This is a genomic window from Streptomyces sp. NPDC087440 (assembly GCF_044744005.1).
Lineage (GTDB): Bacteria > Actinomycetota > Actinomycetes > Streptomycetales > Streptomycetaceae > Streptomyces.
In genome coordinates this window covers 207,701-225,002 of record NZ_JBIUXN010000008.1, presented here as the reverse complement: position 1 = coordinate 225,002, position 17,302 = coordinate 207,701, and the positions used below count along the sequence as shown (strand labels likewise).

General features: G+C 73.3%; 15 protein-coding genes and 1 pseudogene. 8 read left to right on the top strand and 8 right to left on the bottom strand.

Annotated elements, in window-relative coordinates; all coding sequences use genetic code 11:
• Positions 1–46: 46 nt before the first annotated feature.
• From ACIO3O_RS18755 to ACIO3O_RS18740, 4 genes are all read right to left on the bottom strand, one after another.
• Positions 47–850: an ABC transporter permease gene (locus tag ACIO3O_RS18755; RefSeq protein ID WP_401746933.1), complete on the bottom strand. Its 804-nt coding sequence runs from the start codon at positions 848–850 to the stop codon at positions 47–49.
• Positions 847–1,860, bottom strand: a complete 1,014-nt coding sequence (locus ACIO3O_RS18750) for an ATP-binding cassette domain-containing protein (RefSeq protein WP_401746931.1) — start codon at positions 1,858–1,860, stop codon at positions 847–849. Before ACIO3O_RS18750 ends, ACIO3O_RS18755 begins: the two co-directional genes overlap by 4 nt.
• A gap of 92 nt (positions 1,861–1,952) precedes the next feature.
• Positions 1,953–2,609 carry an FMN-dependent NADH-azoreductase gene (locus tag ACIO3O_RS18745; protein ID WP_401746929.1) on the bottom strand — a complete coding sequence of 219 codons (657 nt, stop codon included), beginning with the start codon at positions 2,607–2,609 and terminating at the stop codon, positions 1,953–1,955.
• Positions 2,610–2,694: 85 nt separating this feature from the next.
• A complete protein-coding gene (locus tag ACIO3O_RS18740) occupies positions 2,695–3,414 on the bottom strand; it encodes a class I SAM-dependent methyltransferase (RefSeq protein ID WP_401746927.1) in 720 nt (239 codons plus the stop codon).
• Between the two features lie 251 nt (positions 3,415–3,665).
• On the opposite strand from ACIO3O_RS18740, the gene ACIO3O_RS18735 reads away from it, so the two are divergent.
• From ACIO3O_RS18735 to ACIO3O_RS18725, 3 genes and pseudogenes are all read left to right on the top strand, one after another.
• The gene (locus ACIO3O_RS18735; protein WP_401746925.1) at positions 3,666–5,276 is read left to right on the top strand and encodes an alpha/beta fold hydrolase; all 1,611 of its coding nucleotides are present in this window, start codon (positions 3,666–3,668) and stop codon (positions 5,274–5,276) included.
• Complete coding sequence (locus ACIO3O_RS18730) at positions 5,273–6,508, top strand: cytochrome P450 (RefSeq protein WP_401746923.1); 1,236 nt, start codon at positions 5,273–5,275, stop codon at positions 6,506–6,508. The genes ACIO3O_RS18735 and ACIO3O_RS18730 overlap by 4 nt, the downstream gene beginning before the upstream one ends.
• Before the next feature lie 73 nt (positions 6,509–6,581).
• Positions 6,582–7,652 (top strand): annotated as a pseudogene (locus tag ACIO3O_RS18725) (acyltransferase family protein); the annotation flags it as partial.
• A gap of 116 nt (positions 7,653–7,768) precedes the next feature.
• Here the strand turns inward: ACIO3O_RS18725 and ACIO3O_RS18720 are convergent.
• Positions 7,769–8,923 (bottom strand): winged helix DNA-binding domain-containing protein, encoded by a 1,155-nt coding sequence (locus ACIO3O_RS18720; protein ID WP_401746921.1) that lies wholly within the window; start codon positions 8,921–8,923, stop codon positions 7,769–7,771.
• Positions 8,924–9,066: 143 nt separating this feature from the next.
• On the opposite strand from ACIO3O_RS18720, the gene ACIO3O_RS18715 reads away from it, so the two are divergent.
• Together ACIO3O_RS18715 and ACIO3O_RS18710 are read left to right on the top strand one after the other, a co-directional pair.
• Entirely contained in the window at positions 9,067–9,894 is an 828-nt protein-coding gene (locus ACIO3O_RS18715) for an NAD(P)H-binding protein (RefSeq protein ID WP_401746920.1), read from the top strand.
• A gap of 128 nt (positions 9,895–10,022) precedes the next feature.
• Complete coding sequence (locus ACIO3O_RS18710) at positions 10,023–12,317, top strand: ATP-binding cassette domain-containing protein (protein ID WP_401746918.1); 2,295 nt, start codon at positions 10,023–10,025, stop codon at positions 12,315–12,317.
• A gap of 111 nt (positions 12,318–12,428) precedes the next feature.
• Here ACIO3O_RS18710 and ACIO3O_RS18705 read toward each other — a convergent pair whose 3' ends face one another.
• Together ACIO3O_RS18705 and ACIO3O_RS18700 are read right to left on the bottom strand one after the other, a co-directional pair.
• On the bottom strand, positions 12,429–13,607 hold the full coding sequence (locus ACIO3O_RS18705) for an acyl-CoA dehydrogenase family protein (RefSeq protein ID WP_401746916.1): 1,179 nt from the start codon (positions 13,605–13,607) through the stop codon (positions 12,429–12,431).
• A complete protein-coding gene (locus ACIO3O_RS18700) occupies positions 13,604–14,077 on the bottom strand; it encodes an SRPBCC domain-containing protein (protein WP_401746914.1) in 474 nt (157 codons plus the stop codon). The genes ACIO3O_RS18705 and ACIO3O_RS18700 overlap by 4 nt, the downstream gene beginning before the upstream one ends.
• 227 nt (positions 14,078–14,304) lie before the next feature.
• Here ACIO3O_RS18700 and ACIO3O_RS18695 point away from each other — a divergent pair, with 227 nt between their 5' ends.
• From ACIO3O_RS18695 to ACIO3O_RS18685, 3 genes are read left to right on the top strand one after another with little or no spacing between them, the layout of a single operon-like run.
• Positions 14,305–15,105 carry an SDR family NAD(P)-dependent oxidoreductase gene (locus ACIO3O_RS18695; RefSeq protein WP_401746913.1) on the top strand — a complete coding sequence of 267 codons (801 nt, stop codon included), beginning with the start codon at positions 14,305–14,307 and terminating at the stop codon, positions 15,103–15,105.
• A complete protein-coding gene (locus ACIO3O_RS18690; RefSeq protein ID WP_401746910.1) occupies positions 15,105–15,725 on the top strand; it encodes a flavin reductase family protein in 621 nt (206 codons plus the stop codon). The genes ACIO3O_RS18695 and ACIO3O_RS18690 overlap by 1 nt, the downstream gene beginning before the upstream one ends.
• Entirely contained in the window at positions 15,722–16,669 is a 948-nt protein-coding gene (locus tag ACIO3O_RS18685) for an MBL fold metallo-hydrolase (protein ID WP_401746908.1), read from the top strand. The genes ACIO3O_RS18690 and ACIO3O_RS18685 overlap by 4 nt, the downstream gene beginning before the upstream one ends.
• Positions 16,670–16,736: 67 nt before the next feature.
• Here the strand turns inward: ACIO3O_RS18685 and ACIO3O_RS18680 are convergent, their stop codons facing one another.
• Positions 16,737–17,198, bottom strand: a complete 462-nt coding sequence (locus ACIO3O_RS18680; RefSeq protein ID WP_401746906.1) for a nuclear transport factor 2 family protein — start codon at positions 17,196–17,198, stop codon at positions 16,737–16,739.
• Between the last annotated feature and the right edge of the window lie 104 nt (positions 17,199–17,302).

The window sequence follows — 17,302 nt, the reverse complement described above, 5'->3', positions numbered from 1 at the left end:
TGACTTCTCCAAGTCGCTTGTCGGTAGTGCGTGGTGGCGGTCGGGGCTACTTGTTGACGGTCTTGGTGTAGCGGCGCACCGAGAGCGGGATGAAGATCAGCAGGATCACCGCGATCCAGGCGAGCGAGGCCACGACCGGGTTCTCGACCGGCCACGGCCCGGACGGCGCCATGCCCGGCGGCACGTTCCCGAAGAGTTCGCGGCAGCCGCCGACCAGCGCGGAGACGGGACTCCACTCGGCGATCACGCGCAGCACGGTGGGCAGCCCCTCGGTGGGCACGAAGGCGTTCGAGATGAACGTCATCGGCATCATGAACATGAACATGGAGTTGGACAGCGCCTCGGGGGACTTCGCCCCGAGCCCGATGGCCGCGGTGATCCAGGAGATGGCGTACGCGAACAGCAGCAGCAGCCCGAACCCGGCCAGCGCCTCCAGGAAGGACGAGCGGATGCGCCAGCCGATGAGCAGCCCCGTCACCGACATCACGGCGATGACCAGCAGGTTCATCGCCACGTCGCTGGTGGTGCGGCCGACCAGGACGGCGCTCGGCGACATCGGCAGGGACCGGAACCGGTCGATCAGCCCCAGCTTCATGTCGGCCGCGATGCCGACGCCGGTGTTGGTCGCCGTCGACAGCATCGTCTGGGCGAGGATTCCGACGATCAGGAACTCGCGGTAGTTGGTGCCGGGGATGTCGATGGCGCTGCCGAAGACGAACGCGAACAGCAGGGCGAAGCCGATCGGGGCCGCCGTGGTGAAGACGACGATGTCCAGGTTCCGGCAGTTCTTGATGATGTTGCGGCGGGTCATGGCGACGCCGTCGCCCAGCGCGAGGGTGAACGCGCTCATCGGACCCCCTCCTTCACGTCTCGGCGCTCGCCCGGCGCGGGCTTCGCGGTCTGTGCGTCCTGTGCGGAATCGGCGCCCTGCCGGCCGGTGAGGGCGAGGAACACCTCGTCGAGGCTGGGCCTGCGCACCTGCATGCCCGCGGGTTTGATGCCGGCGCCGTCGATCAGGCGGACGCCGCTCAGCAGGGCCTCGCCGCCGTCGGTGACCGGGACGACCAGCCTGCGGTCCTGTTCGTCCACCGTGATGTCGCCGCTCGCCAGGGGTTCCAGCACCCGCCGGGCGCCGTCGAGTTCGGCGCTGTCGCGGACCGTGACCTCCAGGCGTTCGCCGCCGAGCCGGTTCTTCAGCTCGTCGGGGGTGCCGTCCGCGACGAGCCTGCCCTGGTCGATGACGGCGATCCGGTCGGCGAGCTGGTCGGCCTCCTCCAGGTACTGGGTGGTGAGCAGCAGGGTGGAGCCCTGCGCGACCAGTTCGGAGATCAGCTCCCACATGGAGAGCCGGCTGCGCGGGTCCAGGCCCGTGGTCGGCTCGTCGAGGAAGAGCACCTTCGGCCGGGCGACCAGCGCGCAGGCCAGGTCGACCCGGCGGCGCATGCCGCCGGAGTACCCGCCGACCGGCCGGTCCGCGGCCTTGACCAGGTCGAAGCGCTCGACGAGCTCGGCGGCCCGTTCCTTGCTGCGCTTGCGGCCGAGCCGGTAGAGGCGGGAGATCAGTTCCAGGTTCTCGCGGGCGGTGAGGTCCTCGTCCACGGCCGCGTACTGTCCGGACAGGCCGATCTGGCTGCGCAGCTTCCGGGCGTCGGTGACCACGTTCAGGCCGTTGACGGTGGCCATGCCCTCGTCGGGGCGCAGGAGGGTCGACAGCACGCGCACCGTGGTCGTCTTCCCGGCGCCGTTGGGCCCGAGCAGGCCCAGCACGGTGCCCTCCTCGACGCTGATGCTCAGTCCGTCGAGAGCGGCCACGTCGCCGTACCGTTTGGTCAGTCCTTCGGCGACGATCGCGTTCGCCATGCTTGTCCTCCAGTTGCTGCGCCCACGGGTGCGGGCGGAATCTGCGGGTGGGAAGTCGGGGGGACGAGAGGGGGTGGGACGGGGGCGCGGGCCTAGACGCGCGCGGAGAGCAGCCGCGCGGCCTCCCGGGCGCGCGCCCGCACCGCCGTGAGGGCCTGCGCCAGGGAGTCGTCACGGCGCCGTACGTCCTCGGGCGAGGCCCCGTACTCGGGGTCGGAGAGGGTCATCCGGGCGGAGACCACGGTCAGGTCGTAGCCGAGCACGGTCGAGAACACCGTCCGCAGGTAGGGCTCCAGATGGTTCATGAGCCCCTCCTCGGTGCCGGTCTCGTAGCCGCCCCCGTAGGCGAGCACGACGGTCGCGGGGCGCCCGGCGAGTGGGTTGGCGGCCGGGTCGTACGGCAGGGTGCGGCCCATGATCAGCGTCTGGTCGAGCCAGGCCTTGAGGTTCGAGGGGAGTGACCAGTTGTACATGGGGGCGCTGACCAACAGGGCGTCCGCGCCCAGGAGTTCGTCGACGAGCTCGTCGTGGAGGGCGGCCGCGGCACGCTGTGCGTCGTTCCCGGGGGCGCCGAGCAGGGTGTGCAGGCCGTCGGGGTCCAGGTGCGGCACGGGGGTGCGCACCAGGTCGCGGTGGACCACGGTGCCGGCCGGGTCCTCCTGCGCCCAGACCTCGCGGTAGACGCCCGCGAGACGGCGGGAGACGGAACCGGGGGTGGCGGACGAGTCGATGTGCAGCAGGGCGGGCATGGGACGCCTCCGGGAGGGGGATGCGGTGAACGGGGTCGCGGACGCCGTGGCGTGACGCCCGGCGGCCCGCGTCGGGCGGTGCGCGTCAGGCGGTGCGCGTACCGACGAACAGGCCGCGACCGCACTGGATGCCGGGCACGTACGCGACGCTCAGGCCCGCGGCCCGGAAGGCCGCCTCGTACTGCGGGCGGGTGAAGAGCATCGCGCGGTGCACCTCGGTGAAGTGCCGCACTCCGCCGGCCGGATCGGCCAGCAGGTAGTGCACCTCCATGCGGGAGGCGTCGCCGTCCAGGACGGTGTGCGAGACCCGGGCCAGGGTGGTGCCGTCGGCCTCGACGAGTGAGCCGGAGACGTGCAGGTCCAGGAACTTCTCCGGGAACCACCACGGTTCGACCGCGACGACCCCGCCGGGCCGGGCGTGCGCGGCCAGGCGCGCCACGGTGGCGCGCAGCTCGTCCTCGGAGGTGACGTAGCCGATCGAGGCGAACAGGCAGGTCACCACGTCGAAGGTGCGGCCCAGGTCGAAGTCGCGCATGTCGCCCTGGTGCAGGGGGACGTCCGGCAGTTCGGCGCGCGCCAGGTCGAGCATCGGCTCCGACAGCTCCAGGCCCTCCACGGGCCCCGCAAACAGGTCCCGGAAGGGCACCAGGTGCCCGCCGGTCCCGCAGGCCACGTCCAGGACGGAGCGGGCCCCGGGGAATCGGGCCAGGACCTCCTGGGCGACGTCCTTGGCCTCCCCGGGATAGTCCTTGCCGCGCTGCCGGTGCTGCACCTCGTAGATCCGGGCGGAATCTCTCCCGTACACGCTGGTTCCTCCCCGCTTGCCGGTGATGTTCAGCCCGAGGATGGCCGACGGTCCTCAAGTACCGCTGGAGCTTCGCGGGGGCGTTCGAGCCCGTCCGCGCCCCCTGCCCGGGCCGGTGCGGCCCCGTGCGCACGGGCCTCGACCGGGCCCGTACCAGCGGCACTTGAGGGCGCTGCGAGGCGGTGCCCCCAGGATGCGGCCGTTCGCGACCGAAGCAGCCCCGACAGGGGAGTGAGAGGGGTGGCAACCGCATGAGCGGCGATGTGAGGGACCCGGGGTCCGCAGCGACCGCACCGGCCGCGGCGGACGAGGTCGCCGGCCCGGCCTGGTGTCACGCCCAGCGGCCCCGCTGGAGCCCCAGCGACATCGGGCCGGGCGTGCAGTGCGCGACGCTCGACGTACCGCTGGACTACGCGGACCCGGCGGGCCCCCGCATCACCGTCGCCGTCAGCCGGCGCCCGGCGGGCGACCCGTCCCGGCGGCGCGGCGTGCTGGTCGCCTTCAACGGCGGTCCGGGCGGCAACGAGGGCCTGGGGCTGGCCGTTTCGCACCGGCTGGCGAACACCCCGCTGGCCGAGGTGTACGACCTGGTCGGCTTCGACGCCCGCGGGTACGGGGAGTCCACCCCCGTGTTCGCGGAGACCACCGCCCGGCGGGCCGCCTTCGACACCCGCCCGGCCGACGACCAGTTCGCCCTCGTCGCCGAGGACATGCACGCGGCGGAGGAGGGCTGCGAGCGGGCCGGCGGCACCCTGCGCCGCCACATCAGCACCGCCAACATCGCCCGGGACCTGGACGTGATCCGCGCCGTTCTGGGCGAGGAGCGCATCAGCTACCTCGGCTGGGCCTACGGCACCTACCTCGGCTCCGCCTACGGCACCCTCTTCCCGGACCGTCTGGACCGCAGCGTCCTGGACTCCTGCGTGCACCCCGACAAGCTGTGGCACGGCCAGTTCCGCCTCCAGGCGCAGGCGATCCGCGCGAACGTGGACGCCTGGGCCGCCTGGACGGGCGAACGCCACACCCGCTTCGGCCTGGGCCGTGACGCGGCGGAAGTCCTCGGCGCGGTCGAGGAGTTGGCGGCGAAGCTCGCCGTCGAACCGGTGCACGGCGTCTCCCGCACCGTCCTGGACATGGCCGTCGGCAACGGCGCCACGCTGCGCCCCGAGTGGACCGCGCTCGCCGACCTGGTGGGCGGTCTGCGGGCGGGCCCGACGAGCCCCCTGGCCGGTCCCGCCGCCCGGGCCGCGGGCGATTTCGCCCGGCACGGCATCCGGGCGGGCACCAGCACCGCGAAGTCCGCGCGGGCCCGGGCCGCCGTCGAGGCGGAGCAGACCGCGCAGTCGCTCGCCCGCCAGGGCCTTGTGTCGCTGCGCCCGGCCGTCCTGGAGGCGGTCACCTCCGAGGCCGAGTGGCCGTCGGACCTTGAGGCGTACTACGCGGACATGCGCGAGGTGCGCGCGTCCTGCCCGTACGGGTACGGGGTGATGCGTGCCATGCCCTGGGTGAGCACCTTCCGGTCCGCGCCGCCCGTGCAGCCGGCGGTGCGCGTCGCCCCCGGCGACTACCCGACCGGGCTGATCGTCCAGGCCCAGAACGACCCGTTGAACAACGCGGCGGGCGCCGAGGCGATGGCCGCCCTGCTCGGCCACCGCCTGCTCGTCGTCGTCGACGAGGGGGGCCACGAGATCTACCCGGAGCTCGGGAACGCGGCGGTGAACGACGCCGTCACCGCCTACCTCGTGGACGGCGTGCTGCCGCCGCTGCCCCGCACCGAGGTCCCCGGCACCCCGCGCCCCGACATCGCCCCCGACTCCCCGCGCCCGCCCCGCGCCGCCGCGTCCCGAAAGGAAGCCCGATGACCCCCTCCCCCAGCGACGTGCCGCCCACGCTCGCCGAGCACTCCAGCGACCTGCCGCCCTTCCCGTTCCGGCGGGGCTGCCCGTACGCCCCGCCCCAGGAGTACGAGGGGCTGATCACCGCGCGCCCGGTCGCCAAGGTCGACCTCGCGGTGGGCGGACAGGCGTGGCTGGTGACGGGGTACGACGAGGTGCGCACCGTACTGAACGACAGCCGCTTCAGCATCGACCGGCGCCACCCCGGCTTCCCGTACATCATCCCCACGCCTCCCCAGTTCAAGACGAACGCGTCGCTGCTGGGCATGGACGCCCCCGAGCACGGCCGCTACCGGAAGCTGGTGGCCGCCGAGTTCACCGCCCGCCGCATCCGGGACATGCGCGCCACCGTGCAGACCTGCGTGGACGCGTGCATCGACGCGATGGTGGCGCAGGGCGACAGCGCGGACCTGGTGCCCGCCCTGTCGCTGCCGGTGCCGACGGCGGTGATCACCGAACTGCTCGGGATACCCGCCGACGAGCACGAGTTCTTCCACTCCTGCACCCGCAAGATGCTGAACGGCAGCGCCACCGCCAAGGAGCGGGGGGAAGGACTGCTGGGCCTGGAGGCGTTCCTCGACCGGCAGATCACCGCCAAGGAGAAGGACCCGGGCGAGGACCTGCTCAGCCGGGTCGTCGTCCGCTTCCGCGAGGCCGGGCTGACCGACCGGGCCGAACTGGTCTCGATGGCGCGCCTGTTGCTGGTCGCCGGGCACGAGACCAGCGCGAACATGATCTCGCTGGGCACCCTGACCCTGCTCCAGCACCCGGAGCAGCTGGAGCTGCTGACGTCCGACCCGTCGCTGGTGCCGGGCGCGGTGGAGGAACTGCTGCGGGTGCTGAGCCTGGCCGACCTGTCGGCGAACCGGGTGGCCGCCGAGGACGTGGAGATCGGCGGCGTCCTGATCCGGGCGGGCGAGGGCGTCATCGCGTCGGGGATCGGTGCGAACTTCGACCCGACGGCCTTCGAGAACCCCACCGCGTTCGACATCCGCCGCCCCGGCCGCCGCCATGTCGCCTTCGGCTACGGGCCGCACCTGTGCGTCGGCGCGGACCTCACCCGGCTGGAACTGGAAGTGGTCTTCGGCACGCTCTTCACCCGCCTGCCCGGGCTGCGTGCGCTCAAGCCGGTCGACGAACTGCCCTACAAGGACCGGACGATCATCTACGGCGTGCACGAGATGCCGGTGGCCTGGTAGTACCCGGGGCCCGCCCGGCGGGCCCCGGCCCCTCTCGCTCGCTCCCTCCCACGTGACCCCCTAAGGAGGCGCCATGCCGGCGCCGCACATACCCGCTGTCGCCCAACGGGCGTCGTCCCGGCTTCCCACCCTGACGGGGATGCGGTTCGTCGCCGCCTTCCTCGTGGTGATCTCCCACGTCGGCATCACCGTGCTGCCGCGCACCGAGAGCGAACTGCTCAACCGCTACGAACGGTTCTTCTACTCCGCCGGGCCCAGCGGGGTGATCTTCTTCTTCGTCCTGAGCGGTTTCGTGCTGACCTGGGTCGCCCGCCCGCAGGACACCAAGGGCCGGTTCTGGCGCCGCCGGCTGGTGAAGATCTACCCGAACCACCTGGTGTGCATGGCCGTGATCGTGGTGCTGATGCTCGTCGCGGGCAACGAGATCACCGCCAAGAACACCGGCCCGACGCTGCTGCTCGTACAGAGCTGGATCCCCGACCAGGAGGTGCTGCTCAACTACACGTCGAACAGCCCCACGTGGTCCCTCGCCTGCGAGCTGCTCTTCTACGCCTGCTTCCCGTTCCTGCTGCCGCTGCTGCGCCGGATTCCGCACAACCGGCTGTGGGCCTCGGTGATCGGTGTCGGGCTCGTGATCGCCCTGATGCCGTTCGTCGCCAAGCTGCTGCCGAGCCAGCCCCTGATGCAGTCCACCCCGCTGCCCTGGTGGCAGGAGTGGTTCGTCTACTACTTCCCGGTCGTCCGCATGCTGGAGTTCGTGCTCGGCATGCTGATGGCGCTGGTCGTGCTGAACGGCCGCTGGATCAGGCTTCCGCTCGTCCCGGCGCTCGCCCTGGCTACGGCCAGCTTCGTCGGCGGCTGCCTGCTGCCCGAGGAGTACAACCAGACGACGCTGCTGGCGCTGGCGCTCGCCCTGGTGGTCGCGGCGGGCGCGAGCGTCGACGTGGCCGGGCGGCGCACCCCGTTCGCGACCCGCCCGATGGTCTTCCTGGGGGAGATCTCGTACGCGCTGTACATCGTCCACTGGCTGGTCGTCTCGTACGGGCCGCTGGCGTCCGCCACGAGCGGCTGGGGCGTGGTCGTCCCCTTCTCGGAGTCCCTGCGCGACGGGGCCCTCACCGTCCTGATCAGCCTGGTGCTGGCCTGGGCCCTGTACCGGTTCGTGGAGGTGCCCGCGATGCGGCGGTGGAGCAGGCCGCGGGCGGACCGGGACGGCGCCGGGCGGCCCGGCGTGCCGCCCGGGGTGCCCGGCACGCCGGATCAGCCCGGCTCGGGGGCGGCGAACACCACGTCGCACGAGGTCCCCGCGGCACCCGGGCCGGATCCGGCCCGGGTGCCCACCGGTCCGGCGGCCGTCCCCAGGAAGCCGAGCATCCGGTAGCCCTCGGCCCGGATGTCGTCCCGCTCGGACGCCGTGAGGGTACGGAAGGGGCGCACCGTGAGCACGGATGCGCCCCGCTCCGTCCTGGCCCGCCAGGTCGCGGCCACCATGCCGTCCACCAGGACCGCGCAGGGGTGCTCCATCGTGCCGGCGAAGCCCTGGTCGGCGAAGTCCACCTGCTGGACGCGGGTACGGTCGGCGTGCGAGAGCAGGACGTTGTCGTAGTCGTAGAGGAACCGCACCGGCGCGTGCACGTCCGCCCCGGGGCGCGGGGCGTCGGGCAGGTCGAAGAGCTCCTGGCCCTCCTCCCCGCGCAGGACCGTCAGCCGGGGGCGCAGCGTCTCGAAGACCTCGGCGAGCCGGGTGAGCCCCGACCAGGTCTGCGCGTCCTTGACCGTGGCGGGCCCGAACCCGGCGAGGTAGCGCAGCACCAGTTCCTCCCGGCGGGCCTCGGCGGCCGCCGCACGGCCGGTCCAGGCCTGCAGGGTGGTGTGCGCGACGGCCCCGCTCTCGCCCCACAGGCCGCGCGGCGGGACCTGCACCAGGGGCAGCGACGCGCGGGCCGCCTGGGCCAGCGCCCCGGGCTCGCGGTCCGGCCAGGTCCCGGCGAGCGCCTTGCCGAGCGCGGCGAAGCTCATCGCCCCGTCCTCCAGCAGCTTTCCCGCCCGCTCGGCGAGTTCGGGCCGGTCCACCCCGACGAGCTTCTTCCCGAAGGAGCCCTTGACGGTGCGTTCCATCACCGGCTCGTGCAGCGGGCGCAGCCAGACGGCGTCGTCGACGGTGACCAGGTGCAGGGTGGAGCGCATCAGCGAGATCCGCACCAGGCGCCGCTCGCGCAGGGCCGCCGCGGTGGCGTACGGATCGTAGGCGTGCAGCCTGCTCCACAGTCCGAGGTACCAGGTGTGCGGGGTCTGCGCCTGGAGGCCGACGAGACGCACCAGGGCGTCTTCGAGGGGCAGTTCACTGCGCTCCAGCAGCAACTGGCGTGCCAGGTAGGCGCGGTTGAGGGCTCTGCGGGTGATCAGCGGGGGCATGGACTCCACTCTGCCGTACCGGCGGCCCGCCGCTCCACCGCGCTTGAGCGGCGCCCGAGGCGCGCTCCAGGGCACGGGGGAACGTTCCCGGGGAGGTTCCCGCCCCCGGGGGCCTCCCGCGTCAACCCTAAGGAAGACTCTTCATGACCATTCTCGTGACCGGTGCGACCGGCACGGTCGGCCGGCTCCTCGTCGACGAGCTGCTGGCGGCCGGGCAGCAGGTGCGCGCCCTGACCCGCAATCCCGACAAGGCGGCCCTGCCCCAGGGCGTCGAGGTGGTGGCCGGTGACATCACCGGCCCGGCCGCGGAACTGGAGGCGGCCTTCCGGGGTGTGCGGGCCGTGCACCTGATCACCTCGGCGGGCGACAGCTACCAGCCGCTGCCCGACCCGGCCGGGCTCGTCGCCCTCGCCGTCGCGTCGGGCGTCACCCGCTTCACGCTGCTCGGCAGCCCGGTCGGCCAGGAGGCCGAGGCCGCGGTGAAGGACAGCGGCGTCGCGTGGACGGTGCTCCAGCCGGTGGAGTTCATGTCGAACGCGCTGGGCTGGGCCGAGTCCATCAGGAGCGAGGGCGTCGTACGGGAGCCGTTCGGCTCCTCGCTCAGTGCCCTGGTGCACGAGGCCGACATCGCGGCGGTCGCGGCCGTCGCCCTCACCCAGGACGGGCACGCGGGCAAGGAGTACCCGGTCACCGGCCCTGAGGCGCTGACGATTCCGCAGAAGGTGGCCACGATCGCCGAGGCGGCGGGCCGACCCGTCGAGTACGTCGAACTGTCCGAGGCCGAAGCCCGCAAGGGCTGGCAGGAGGCCGGGTACTTCAGCGAGGAGGACATCGAGTTCTTCGTGCTGATGGGCACCAACCCGCCGGAGATCGGCTACACCGTGCAGCCCACGGTCGAGCAGGTGACCGGCCGCCCGGCCCGGACCTTCGCCCAGTGGGCGAAGGAGAACGCGCAGGCGTTCCGCGACTGACCGTCGCCCCCGCCCCGGGGCGCGGCCCACCGCCCGCGCCCCGGACCACAGGGCCCCGGTCGCCCGCCCCCGGGTGCCCCGGTTCCGCGATCGAGCCGCAGTCGAGCCGGCGTCGCTAGCGTCCCCGCATGGGCAACACCACTGACACCGCCGCGCCGTGGGCCGCGTCCGCTCCGGGCATCCGCATCGAGGGGGCCAGGGAACACAACCTCCAGGGCGTCTCGCTGACCGTCCCCCACCACAAGATCACCGTCTTCACCGGCGTCTCGGGCTCCGGCAAGTCCTCCCTGGTCTTCGACACCGTCGCCGTGGAGGCCCAGCGCCAGCTCAACAGCACCTTCCCCTGGTTCATCCGCAACCAGCTCCCCCGCCACGAACGCCCGCACGTCGACGCCGTGGAGAACCTGACCACCCCCGTCATCGTCGACCAGAAGCCGGTCGGCGGCAGTGCCCGCTCCACCGTCGGCACGATGACCGACGTCTACGGCGTGATCCGGCTGCTGTTCGCCCGTTTCGGCGAGAACTCCACCGGGCTGCTCTCCACGTACTCCTTCAACGACCCGGCCGGCATGTGCCCGGAGTGCGACGGCCTCGGCAAGACGCTCCAGGTCGCCGAGGACCGGCTCACCGACCCGGCCAAGTCCCTGGACGAGGGGGCGATCCTGCTGCCGCAGCACGGGGTGGGCAGCATGGACTGGCAGCTGTACGCCGCGTCCGGCCGCCTGGACCCGGCCAAGCGGCTCGCCGACTACACCGACGAGGAGTGGCACACCCTGCTGCGGGGCACCGGTGGCAAGGTGGAGGTGTCCACGAAGAGCGCCACGGTGAAGGTGAACTACGAGGGGCTGGCCGTCCGGTTCGCCCGCGTCAACCTCAAGCGGGACCTGTCCCAGCTCAGTGAGCGCACCCGGGAGACCCTGTCCCGGTTCATCACCGAGGGCCGCTGCCCGTCCTGCGCGGGCGCCCGCCTCAACGGGACCGCGCTCGCCACCACCCTGGACGGCCGCACCATCGCCGACTGGACCCGCATGGAGATCGGCGACCTGCTGGCCGTGCTGGAGCGGACCGACCTGCCCGGGGCGGCCGGTCCGCTGGGGCAGGCGCGCACGGCCCTGGAGCGGATCGTCTCCCTGGGGCTCGCCTACCTCAGCCTGGACCGCCCCACGACGACGCTCTCCGGCGGCGAGGGGCAGCGGCTGAAGATGGTCCGCCACCTGGGGTCCGGCCTGACCGGCATGACGTACGTCTTCGACGAGCCGAGCATCGGCCTGCACCCGCGTGACGTGGGCCGCCTCAACGACCTGCTGCGCGCCCTGCGCGACAAGGGCAACACGGTGCTGGTCGTCGAGCACGACCCGGACGTCATCGCGATCGCCGACCACGTCGTGGACGTGGGGCCGAAGGCCGGTGTGCACGGCGGGCGGATCGTCTTCGAGGGCAGCTACGAAGAACTGCGCGCGGCGGACACCCCCACCGGGGCGGGACTGCGCCGCACCACCGCGATGAAGCGGGAGTTCCGCACCCCGACCGGCTCGCTGCGCGTCGAGAACGCCTGCCGCAACAACCTCCGCAACGTCTCGCTCGCCCTCCCGACGGGTGTGCTGACGGCCGTCACCGGGGTCGCCGGGGCGGGCAAGAGCAGTCTGATCTCGGGCGCCTTCATGGCCGCCCACCCCGACGCCGTGTACGTCGACCAGTCGCCCATCACCGCGTCGTCCCGGTCCACGCCCCTGACGTACCTGGGTCTGATGGACGCGGTGCGGACGCTGTTCGCGAAGGCGGGCGGCGTACCGGCCGGACTGTTCAGCTTCAACTCCTCCGGCGCGTGCGAGAAGTGCCAGGGCAAGGGGGTGATCATCACCGAGCTCGCCTACATGGACCCGGTGACCGCCCACTGCGAGAGCTGCGACGGCCGCCGCTTCAAGCAGGAGGTGCTGGCCCACACCCTGCGCGGCAAGTCGATCGCGGACGTGCTCGAACTCTCCGCGCAGGACGCCTGCGCGTTCTTCACCGAGCCCGCGCTGCGGCGCAAGATCGGTGCGCTGAGCGAGGTGGGCCTCGACTACCTGGGTCTGGGCCAGTCGCTGAGCACGCTCTCCGGCGGCGAGCGCCAGCGCCTCAAGCTGGCCCTCCAACTGCACCGTACGGGCTCGGTGTACGTCCTGGACGAGCCCACCACGGGCCTGCACATGACCGACGTGGACACTCTCGTCTCGCTGCTGGACACCCTGGTCGACAAGGGCAACACGGTGATCGTGGTGGAGCACAACCTGGAGGTCGTGCAGCAGGTCGACTGGGTCGTCGACCTGGGCCCCGACGGCGGCAGGGACGGCGGCCACGTCGTCTTCGAGGGCACCCCGGCGCAGCTGCTCGAAGCGCAGGGCTCGCTGACGGGGAAGTTCCTGCGGGAGCGGCACGGCTAGCCGGGTGCGTGGGTACGGATGCGGCTGGCCGTGCGCGGGGGTACACAAGCGGCGCCGGGCGGGAGTTCCGTCCGGCGCCGCTTGCGGCGAAGCCCCGGCCGGGGCCCGTGCTCAGGGGCGGCCGTCCTCGGGCTGCCCGAGGAGCACGGCGGCGTAGCTGCGCCGGGCGAACGTCTCGTACTGGAGCGCCACATGGCTGCTCGCCGAGGTCACGTCGCGCCACAGCCGCTGCACCGGCGAACGGTCGCCGAGCCCGCCGGTCCCGGCGGCCCGCACCACCTCGTCGACCGCCTCGCGCAGCAGCTCGGTCGCGAAGGTGACGTCGCGCTCGCCCCGCGCCAGGCTCTCGGGGGTGAACGCCCGCGCGTCCAGCACCGCCGCATGCCCGGCGACCAGCAGCCGGGCCGCGTCGATCTGCGCGGAGGCCCGCACGAGCCGCAGCTCGTTGGTCTCGGTGCGGCGCCGCCCGGTGACGGTGGCGGCGCAGGCCCGGAGCGCACCGGAGGCCGCGCCCAGTGCCGGGACCACGAAGGGCAGCCCGGCGACGGAGCGGAACGGCAGGTTGTGCAGCGGCAGGGCGGAGTGCGGGTTGCGGCCCGCCAGCAACTCCGGGCGGCCGAAGGAGAGTTCCGGGCCGACGACGACCGCGTCCTCGACGACGACGGTGTGGCTGCCGGTGGCGCGCATGCCGACGCTGTCCCAGGTCTCGCGGACGGTGTACGCCCCCCGGGGCAGCGCAAAGAACCGCAGCTCGGGCCCGGTGCCCGGCTGTTGGGGGCCGTCCGGGACGACCGGGGCGCACAGCAGCACCCAGTCGGCGGCCGCGATGCCGCTGACGTAGTTCCACCGCCCGGCGAGCCGCCAGCCGCCGCCGGGTTCGGGCACCGCCCGGCCGCCGGGCACCAGCGCGGTGGCGATCAGGGCGTCGGGCCCCTCGGCCCACACCCGGCCGCGGCCGCCCGCCGGGAGGTGTCCGACGAAACGGGCCGAGTAGGCGGCCAGCGAGGCGCACCAGGCGGTGGCCGCGCAGCCCTCCCCGACCAGCTCCACGGCACGGCTCAGCTCGCCGAACCCGCCACCGGTGCCGCCGTGTTCGACGGGCACCAGGTGCCGGGCGAACCCGGCGTCGCGGATCAGGGCGACGGCCTCGTCGGCGAGACGTCCGGTCCGGTCGGCCTCGGCGGCGTACGCGGCCGCGGCCTCCCGCAGCCGGTGGGCCCCGGCCTCCAGCCCCGCCCGCACCTCGGCGGCGGGCGCGTGGGGTGCGGGGGTGCGGGTGGCCGTGGTCATCCCCGCACCGCCTTCGCGAACAGTTCCAGCGTCTCGCCGGGGCTCGGCCCGTCCAGCGCCGCGAAGATCCGCTCGGCGCCCTCGCCGTGCTTGTGCAGCTGTACGTGGGCCAGCTCGACCCGCGTGCGGCCCTCGCCGACGTCGAGGAAGTCCACCTCGATGACGCTCGCCCGCTCGTCGCCCTGCACGGGACGCCAATTGGCGTCGATGCGCCAGGTCATGGCGAGGCGGCGGCCCGGCTCCCACTCCAGGACCCGGCCCCAGGTCTCCTCGTGGCCGTCCGCGTCCCACTCGTAGTAGCGGCCGTCGACGCCCTCCTCGAAGGCGAGCCCGGCGCGTTCCCCCCGGACCAGGACGTGGGTGGGCGGCCACCAGGCGGCGGGCTGCTGGGTGAAGACCCGGAAGCAGTGCTCGGGCGTGGCCGCCACGGTCACCGACTTCCGTACGTCGGGAATCGTCAACTCGGGCACGGAGCCTCCTCGTTCGGTACGTCGTCCTCGTTCGGTGCGTTGCCGCACGGCGTGTCGTCCTCATACGGCGCCCCCACGCTGACCGCTGCCGCTCGCCGCCCGCTCGACGGCGGCTAGGACCCGGGCCCCGCCCGCCCTAGCCCCCGTCGAGGCGTGCCCTAGGCGGTCGCCGCACGGTCGGCGGACACCAATGCCAGGACCCATGCCAGGACCCAGGGGAGAGCACGATGACAGCAACAGACACGCACGGCCCGCGCCGGGTCGCCTTCGTCACCGGCGCCACCAGCGGCATCGGTCTGGCCGTGACGGAGCTGCTGGCCCGCCAGGGGCACGCCGTCTTCGGCGTGGCCCGCAGCGCGGACGCGGTCCGCTCCCTGGTCAAGCGGCTGCGCGACGAGGAGGGGCGGGAGGTGTCCGGCACGGTGTGCGACGTCTCCTCGACCGAGGACGTGCGGGCCGCCGTCGCGGAGGCCGTCGCCGCGTACGGGCGGATCGAGATCCTGGTCAACAACGCGGGCCGGGGCGGCGGCGGACGCACCTCCGAGATCGCCGACGACCTGTGGCTCGACGTGATGAACACCAACCTCAACGGCACCTTCTACGTCACCCGCGAGGTCCTCTCCGCCGGGCTGATGCAGGACGGCGCCTGGGGCCGCGTCATCAACATCGCCTCCACCGGCGGCAAGCAGGGCGTGGAGCTGGCCGCCCCCTACTCGGCGTCCAAGCACGGCGTGATCGGCTTCACCAAGGCGGTCGGCAAGGAGCTGGCCAAGACCGGCATCACGGTCAACGCGGTGTGCCCCGGCTATGTGGAGACCCCGATGGCCCAGCGGGTCCGCCAGGGATACGCGGGGCACTACGGGGTGCCGGAGTCGGAGATCCAGGAACGCTTCAACGCCAAGATCCCCCTCGGCCGCTACTCGACGGCGGAGGAAGTCGCGGGCCTGGTCGGCTACTTGACCTCGGACGTGGCGGCGTCGATCACCGCGCAGGCGCTGAACGTCTGCGGCGGTCTGGGCAACTACTGATGCCGGGCTCCCTCTCCCGGGCGGCCACCGCCCGCGCCCGCGCGCACCCGCCCCGCCCGGTCCGGGCCGACGGCCCCTCCCGCACCGCCCCGCCCGGCCCGGACCCCGCCGCCTTCCGCACCGCCATGGGCGCCTTCCCCACCGGGGTGACCCTGCTGACCTGCGGTCGGGGCGCCTCGACCGCCGTGATCACCCTGAACAGCCTGACCGCCGTCTCCCTCGACCCGGTCCTGCTGCTGGTCTCGGTGAAGTCGGACGGCCGCATGCTGCCCCTGCTGCACGCCGAGGGCGCCTTCGCGGTGAACGTCCTGACCGCCGAACAGGACGCCTGGGCCACCCACTTCAGCCGGCCCGACCGCAGCAGCGGCCTGGCGGCGGTGCGGCGGCTGGGCGCGGTGACGGGCCCCTGCGGGCAGTCGGTCGTCCCGTCGGCCGCCGTACGCATGGAGTGCACGCTGCACGCCGCGCACCCGGCGGGCGACCACACCCTGCTGATCGGCCGGGTCACCGCGCTCGCCGCCGACCCCGCCCCGCAGCCCCCGGCCCCTCTGGTCTTCCACCGGGGGCGCTACGCCCGTCTCGCCCCCGCCGGGGCCCCACCCGTGAAGGAGTCCGCATGACCACCGCCCCCGCCGCGCCGTCCACCGCCCCGGACCGGGCGCCCGTGCCCGCCTCCCTGACCCGGCTCGCCGACGGCGTCCACGCCTACCTCCAGCCCGACGGCGGCTGGTGCCTGAACAACGCGGGCCTGGTCGTGGGCCCGGAGCGCACCGTCCTGGTGGACACCGCCGCCACCGAGAGTCGCGCCCGCGCCCTGCGCTCGGCCGTGCACGCGGTGGCCCCGGCGGGCCCCGACTACGTGGTCAACACCCACTTCCACGGCGACCACGTCTTCGGGAACGGCCTGTTCACCCCGCGCGCCACCGTGATCTCGCACGCGGGCACCCGCGAGGAGACCGCCGAGGCCGGCGGGGGCCTGAAGCACCTGTGGCCGGACGTCGAGTGGGGCGAGACGCCGGAGGCGCTGGCCTCGCTGACCTTCCGCGACCGGCTCACCGTGCACACCGGCGGCCCGCGCGTGGAGCTGCTGCACGTGGGCCCGGCGCACACCGCGAACGACGTGATCGCCTGGGTGCCGGAGGCGTCCGTGCTGTTCACCGGCGACGTGGTGTGGTCGGGGGTGACCCCGTTCGTGCTGATGGGCTCGGTCTCGGGCTCGCTGCTGGCCCTGGACCGGATGCGGACGCTGGGGGCCCGCACGATCGTCCCCGGGCACGGGCCGGTCGGCGGCCGGGAACTGCTGGACGCCACCGAGTCGTACCTCCGCTTCCTCCAGAAGACCGCCGACCGGGGCATCCTGGACGGGCTGACTCCCCTGGAGGCCGCGCAGCGGACGGAACTCGGCCCGTACGAGGACTGGCTGGACCCCGAGCGGCTGGTCGGCAACCTGCACCGCGCGTACGCGGAGGCCGGGGGCGGACGCCCGGGCGAACGCCTGGACGTCGCCGGCCCGTTCACCCAGATGTGCGCCTACCACGGCGGCCTGCCCACCTGCCGTGCCTGACCCCGCACGGCCGACGCCGAAGGGGCCCCGGAGGATCTCTCCGGGGCCCCTTCGGCGGTTGCGTGTCTCAGACGGCGGCGGGCCGGTCCCGGTGGATGACGCGCTCCCGGGTCAACAGGCGGCCCTCCCTGCGCACCAGGACGTCGTCCACGGTGAACGTCGGCTGGAAGGACACCTTTCCCTCGGCGTCGGTGAGCGTCACCAGCGTGTAGTACGACACCCGCACCGTGTCCGGGTCGTCGGCGTCCACCTCGATCAGGAGGTGGCCGAACCAGTGCCGGACCGCGATGCCCTGGTAGCGCGGCAGGTTGGCCCGCATTCCGGCGATCATCTCGGCCTGTCCGGACTGCCGGTCGCCGCCCGCGTGGACGACGCTGCCGTCCTCGGTGAAGGTGGCGGCGAAACCCTCGATGTCCAGGGCGTCCACCCGGCGCATCTGCCGGGCGTAGAAGGTCTGCACCTCGGCGTAGAGATCTCCGGTGACCCGGCTGTCGGCTGCTGCGACCACCTCTGCGACGGCCTCTGACATGACGGTGACTCCCCTTCTGCTGACGGTCTCCTGCGGACGCCCCGCCACCGGCGCTCGTGCACCGGCGTTCGAGGCTCTCCGCCGCCACGCTGCCGCCCCCGGCT

Coding starts and splice junctions, on each gene's coding strand:
- ACIO3O_RS18755 (WP_401746933.1), bottom strand. CDS start 850: ATGAGCGCGTTCACCCTCGCGCTGGGCGACGGCGTCGCCATGACCCGC.
- ACIO3O_RS18750 (WP_401746931.1), bottom strand. CDS start 1,860: ATGGCGAACGCGATCGTCGCCGAAGGACTGACCAAACGGTACGGCGAC.
- ACIO3O_RS18745 (WP_401746929.1), bottom strand. CDS start 2,609: ATGCCCGCCCTGCTGCACATCGACTCGTCCGCCACCCCCGGTTCCGTC.
- ACIO3O_RS18735 (WP_401746925.1), top strand. CDS start 3,666: ATGAGCGGCGATGTGAGGGACCCGGGGTCCGCAGCGACCGCACCGGCC.
- ACIO3O_RS18730 (WP_401746923.1), top strand. CDS start 5,273: ATGACCCCCTCCCCCAGCGACGTGCCGCCCACGCTCGCCGAGCACTCC.
- ACIO3O_RS18720 (WP_401746921.1), bottom strand. CDS start 8,923: ATGCCCCCGCTGATCACCCGCAGAGCCCTCAACCGCGCCTACCTGGCA.
- ACIO3O_RS18715 (WP_401746920.1), top strand. CDS start 9,067: ATGACCATTCTCGTGACCGGTGCGACCGGCACGGTCGGCCGGCTCCTC.
- ACIO3O_RS18710 (WP_401746918.1), top strand. CDS start 10,023: ATGGGCAACACCACTGACACCGCCGCGCCGTGGGCCGCGTCCGCTCCG.
- ACIO3O_RS18705 (WP_401746916.1), bottom strand. CDS start 13,607: ATGACCACGGCCACCCGCACCCCCGCACCCCACGCGCCCGCCGCCGAG.
- ACIO3O_RS18695 (WP_401746913.1), top strand. CDS start 14,305: ATGACAGCAACAGACACGCACGGCCCGCGCCGGGTCGCCTTCGTCACC.
- ACIO3O_RS18690 (WP_401746910.1), top strand. CDS start 15,105: ATGCCGGGCTCCCTCTCCCGGGCGGCCACCGCCCGCGCCCGCGCGCAC.
- ACIO3O_RS18685 (WP_401746908.1), top strand. CDS start 15,722: ATGACCACCGCCCCCGCCGCGCCGTCCACCGCCCCGGACCGGGCGCCC.
- ACIO3O_RS18680 (WP_401746906.1), bottom strand. CDS start 17,198: ATGTCAGAGGCCGTCGCAGAGGTGGTCGCAGCAGCCGACAGCCGGGTC.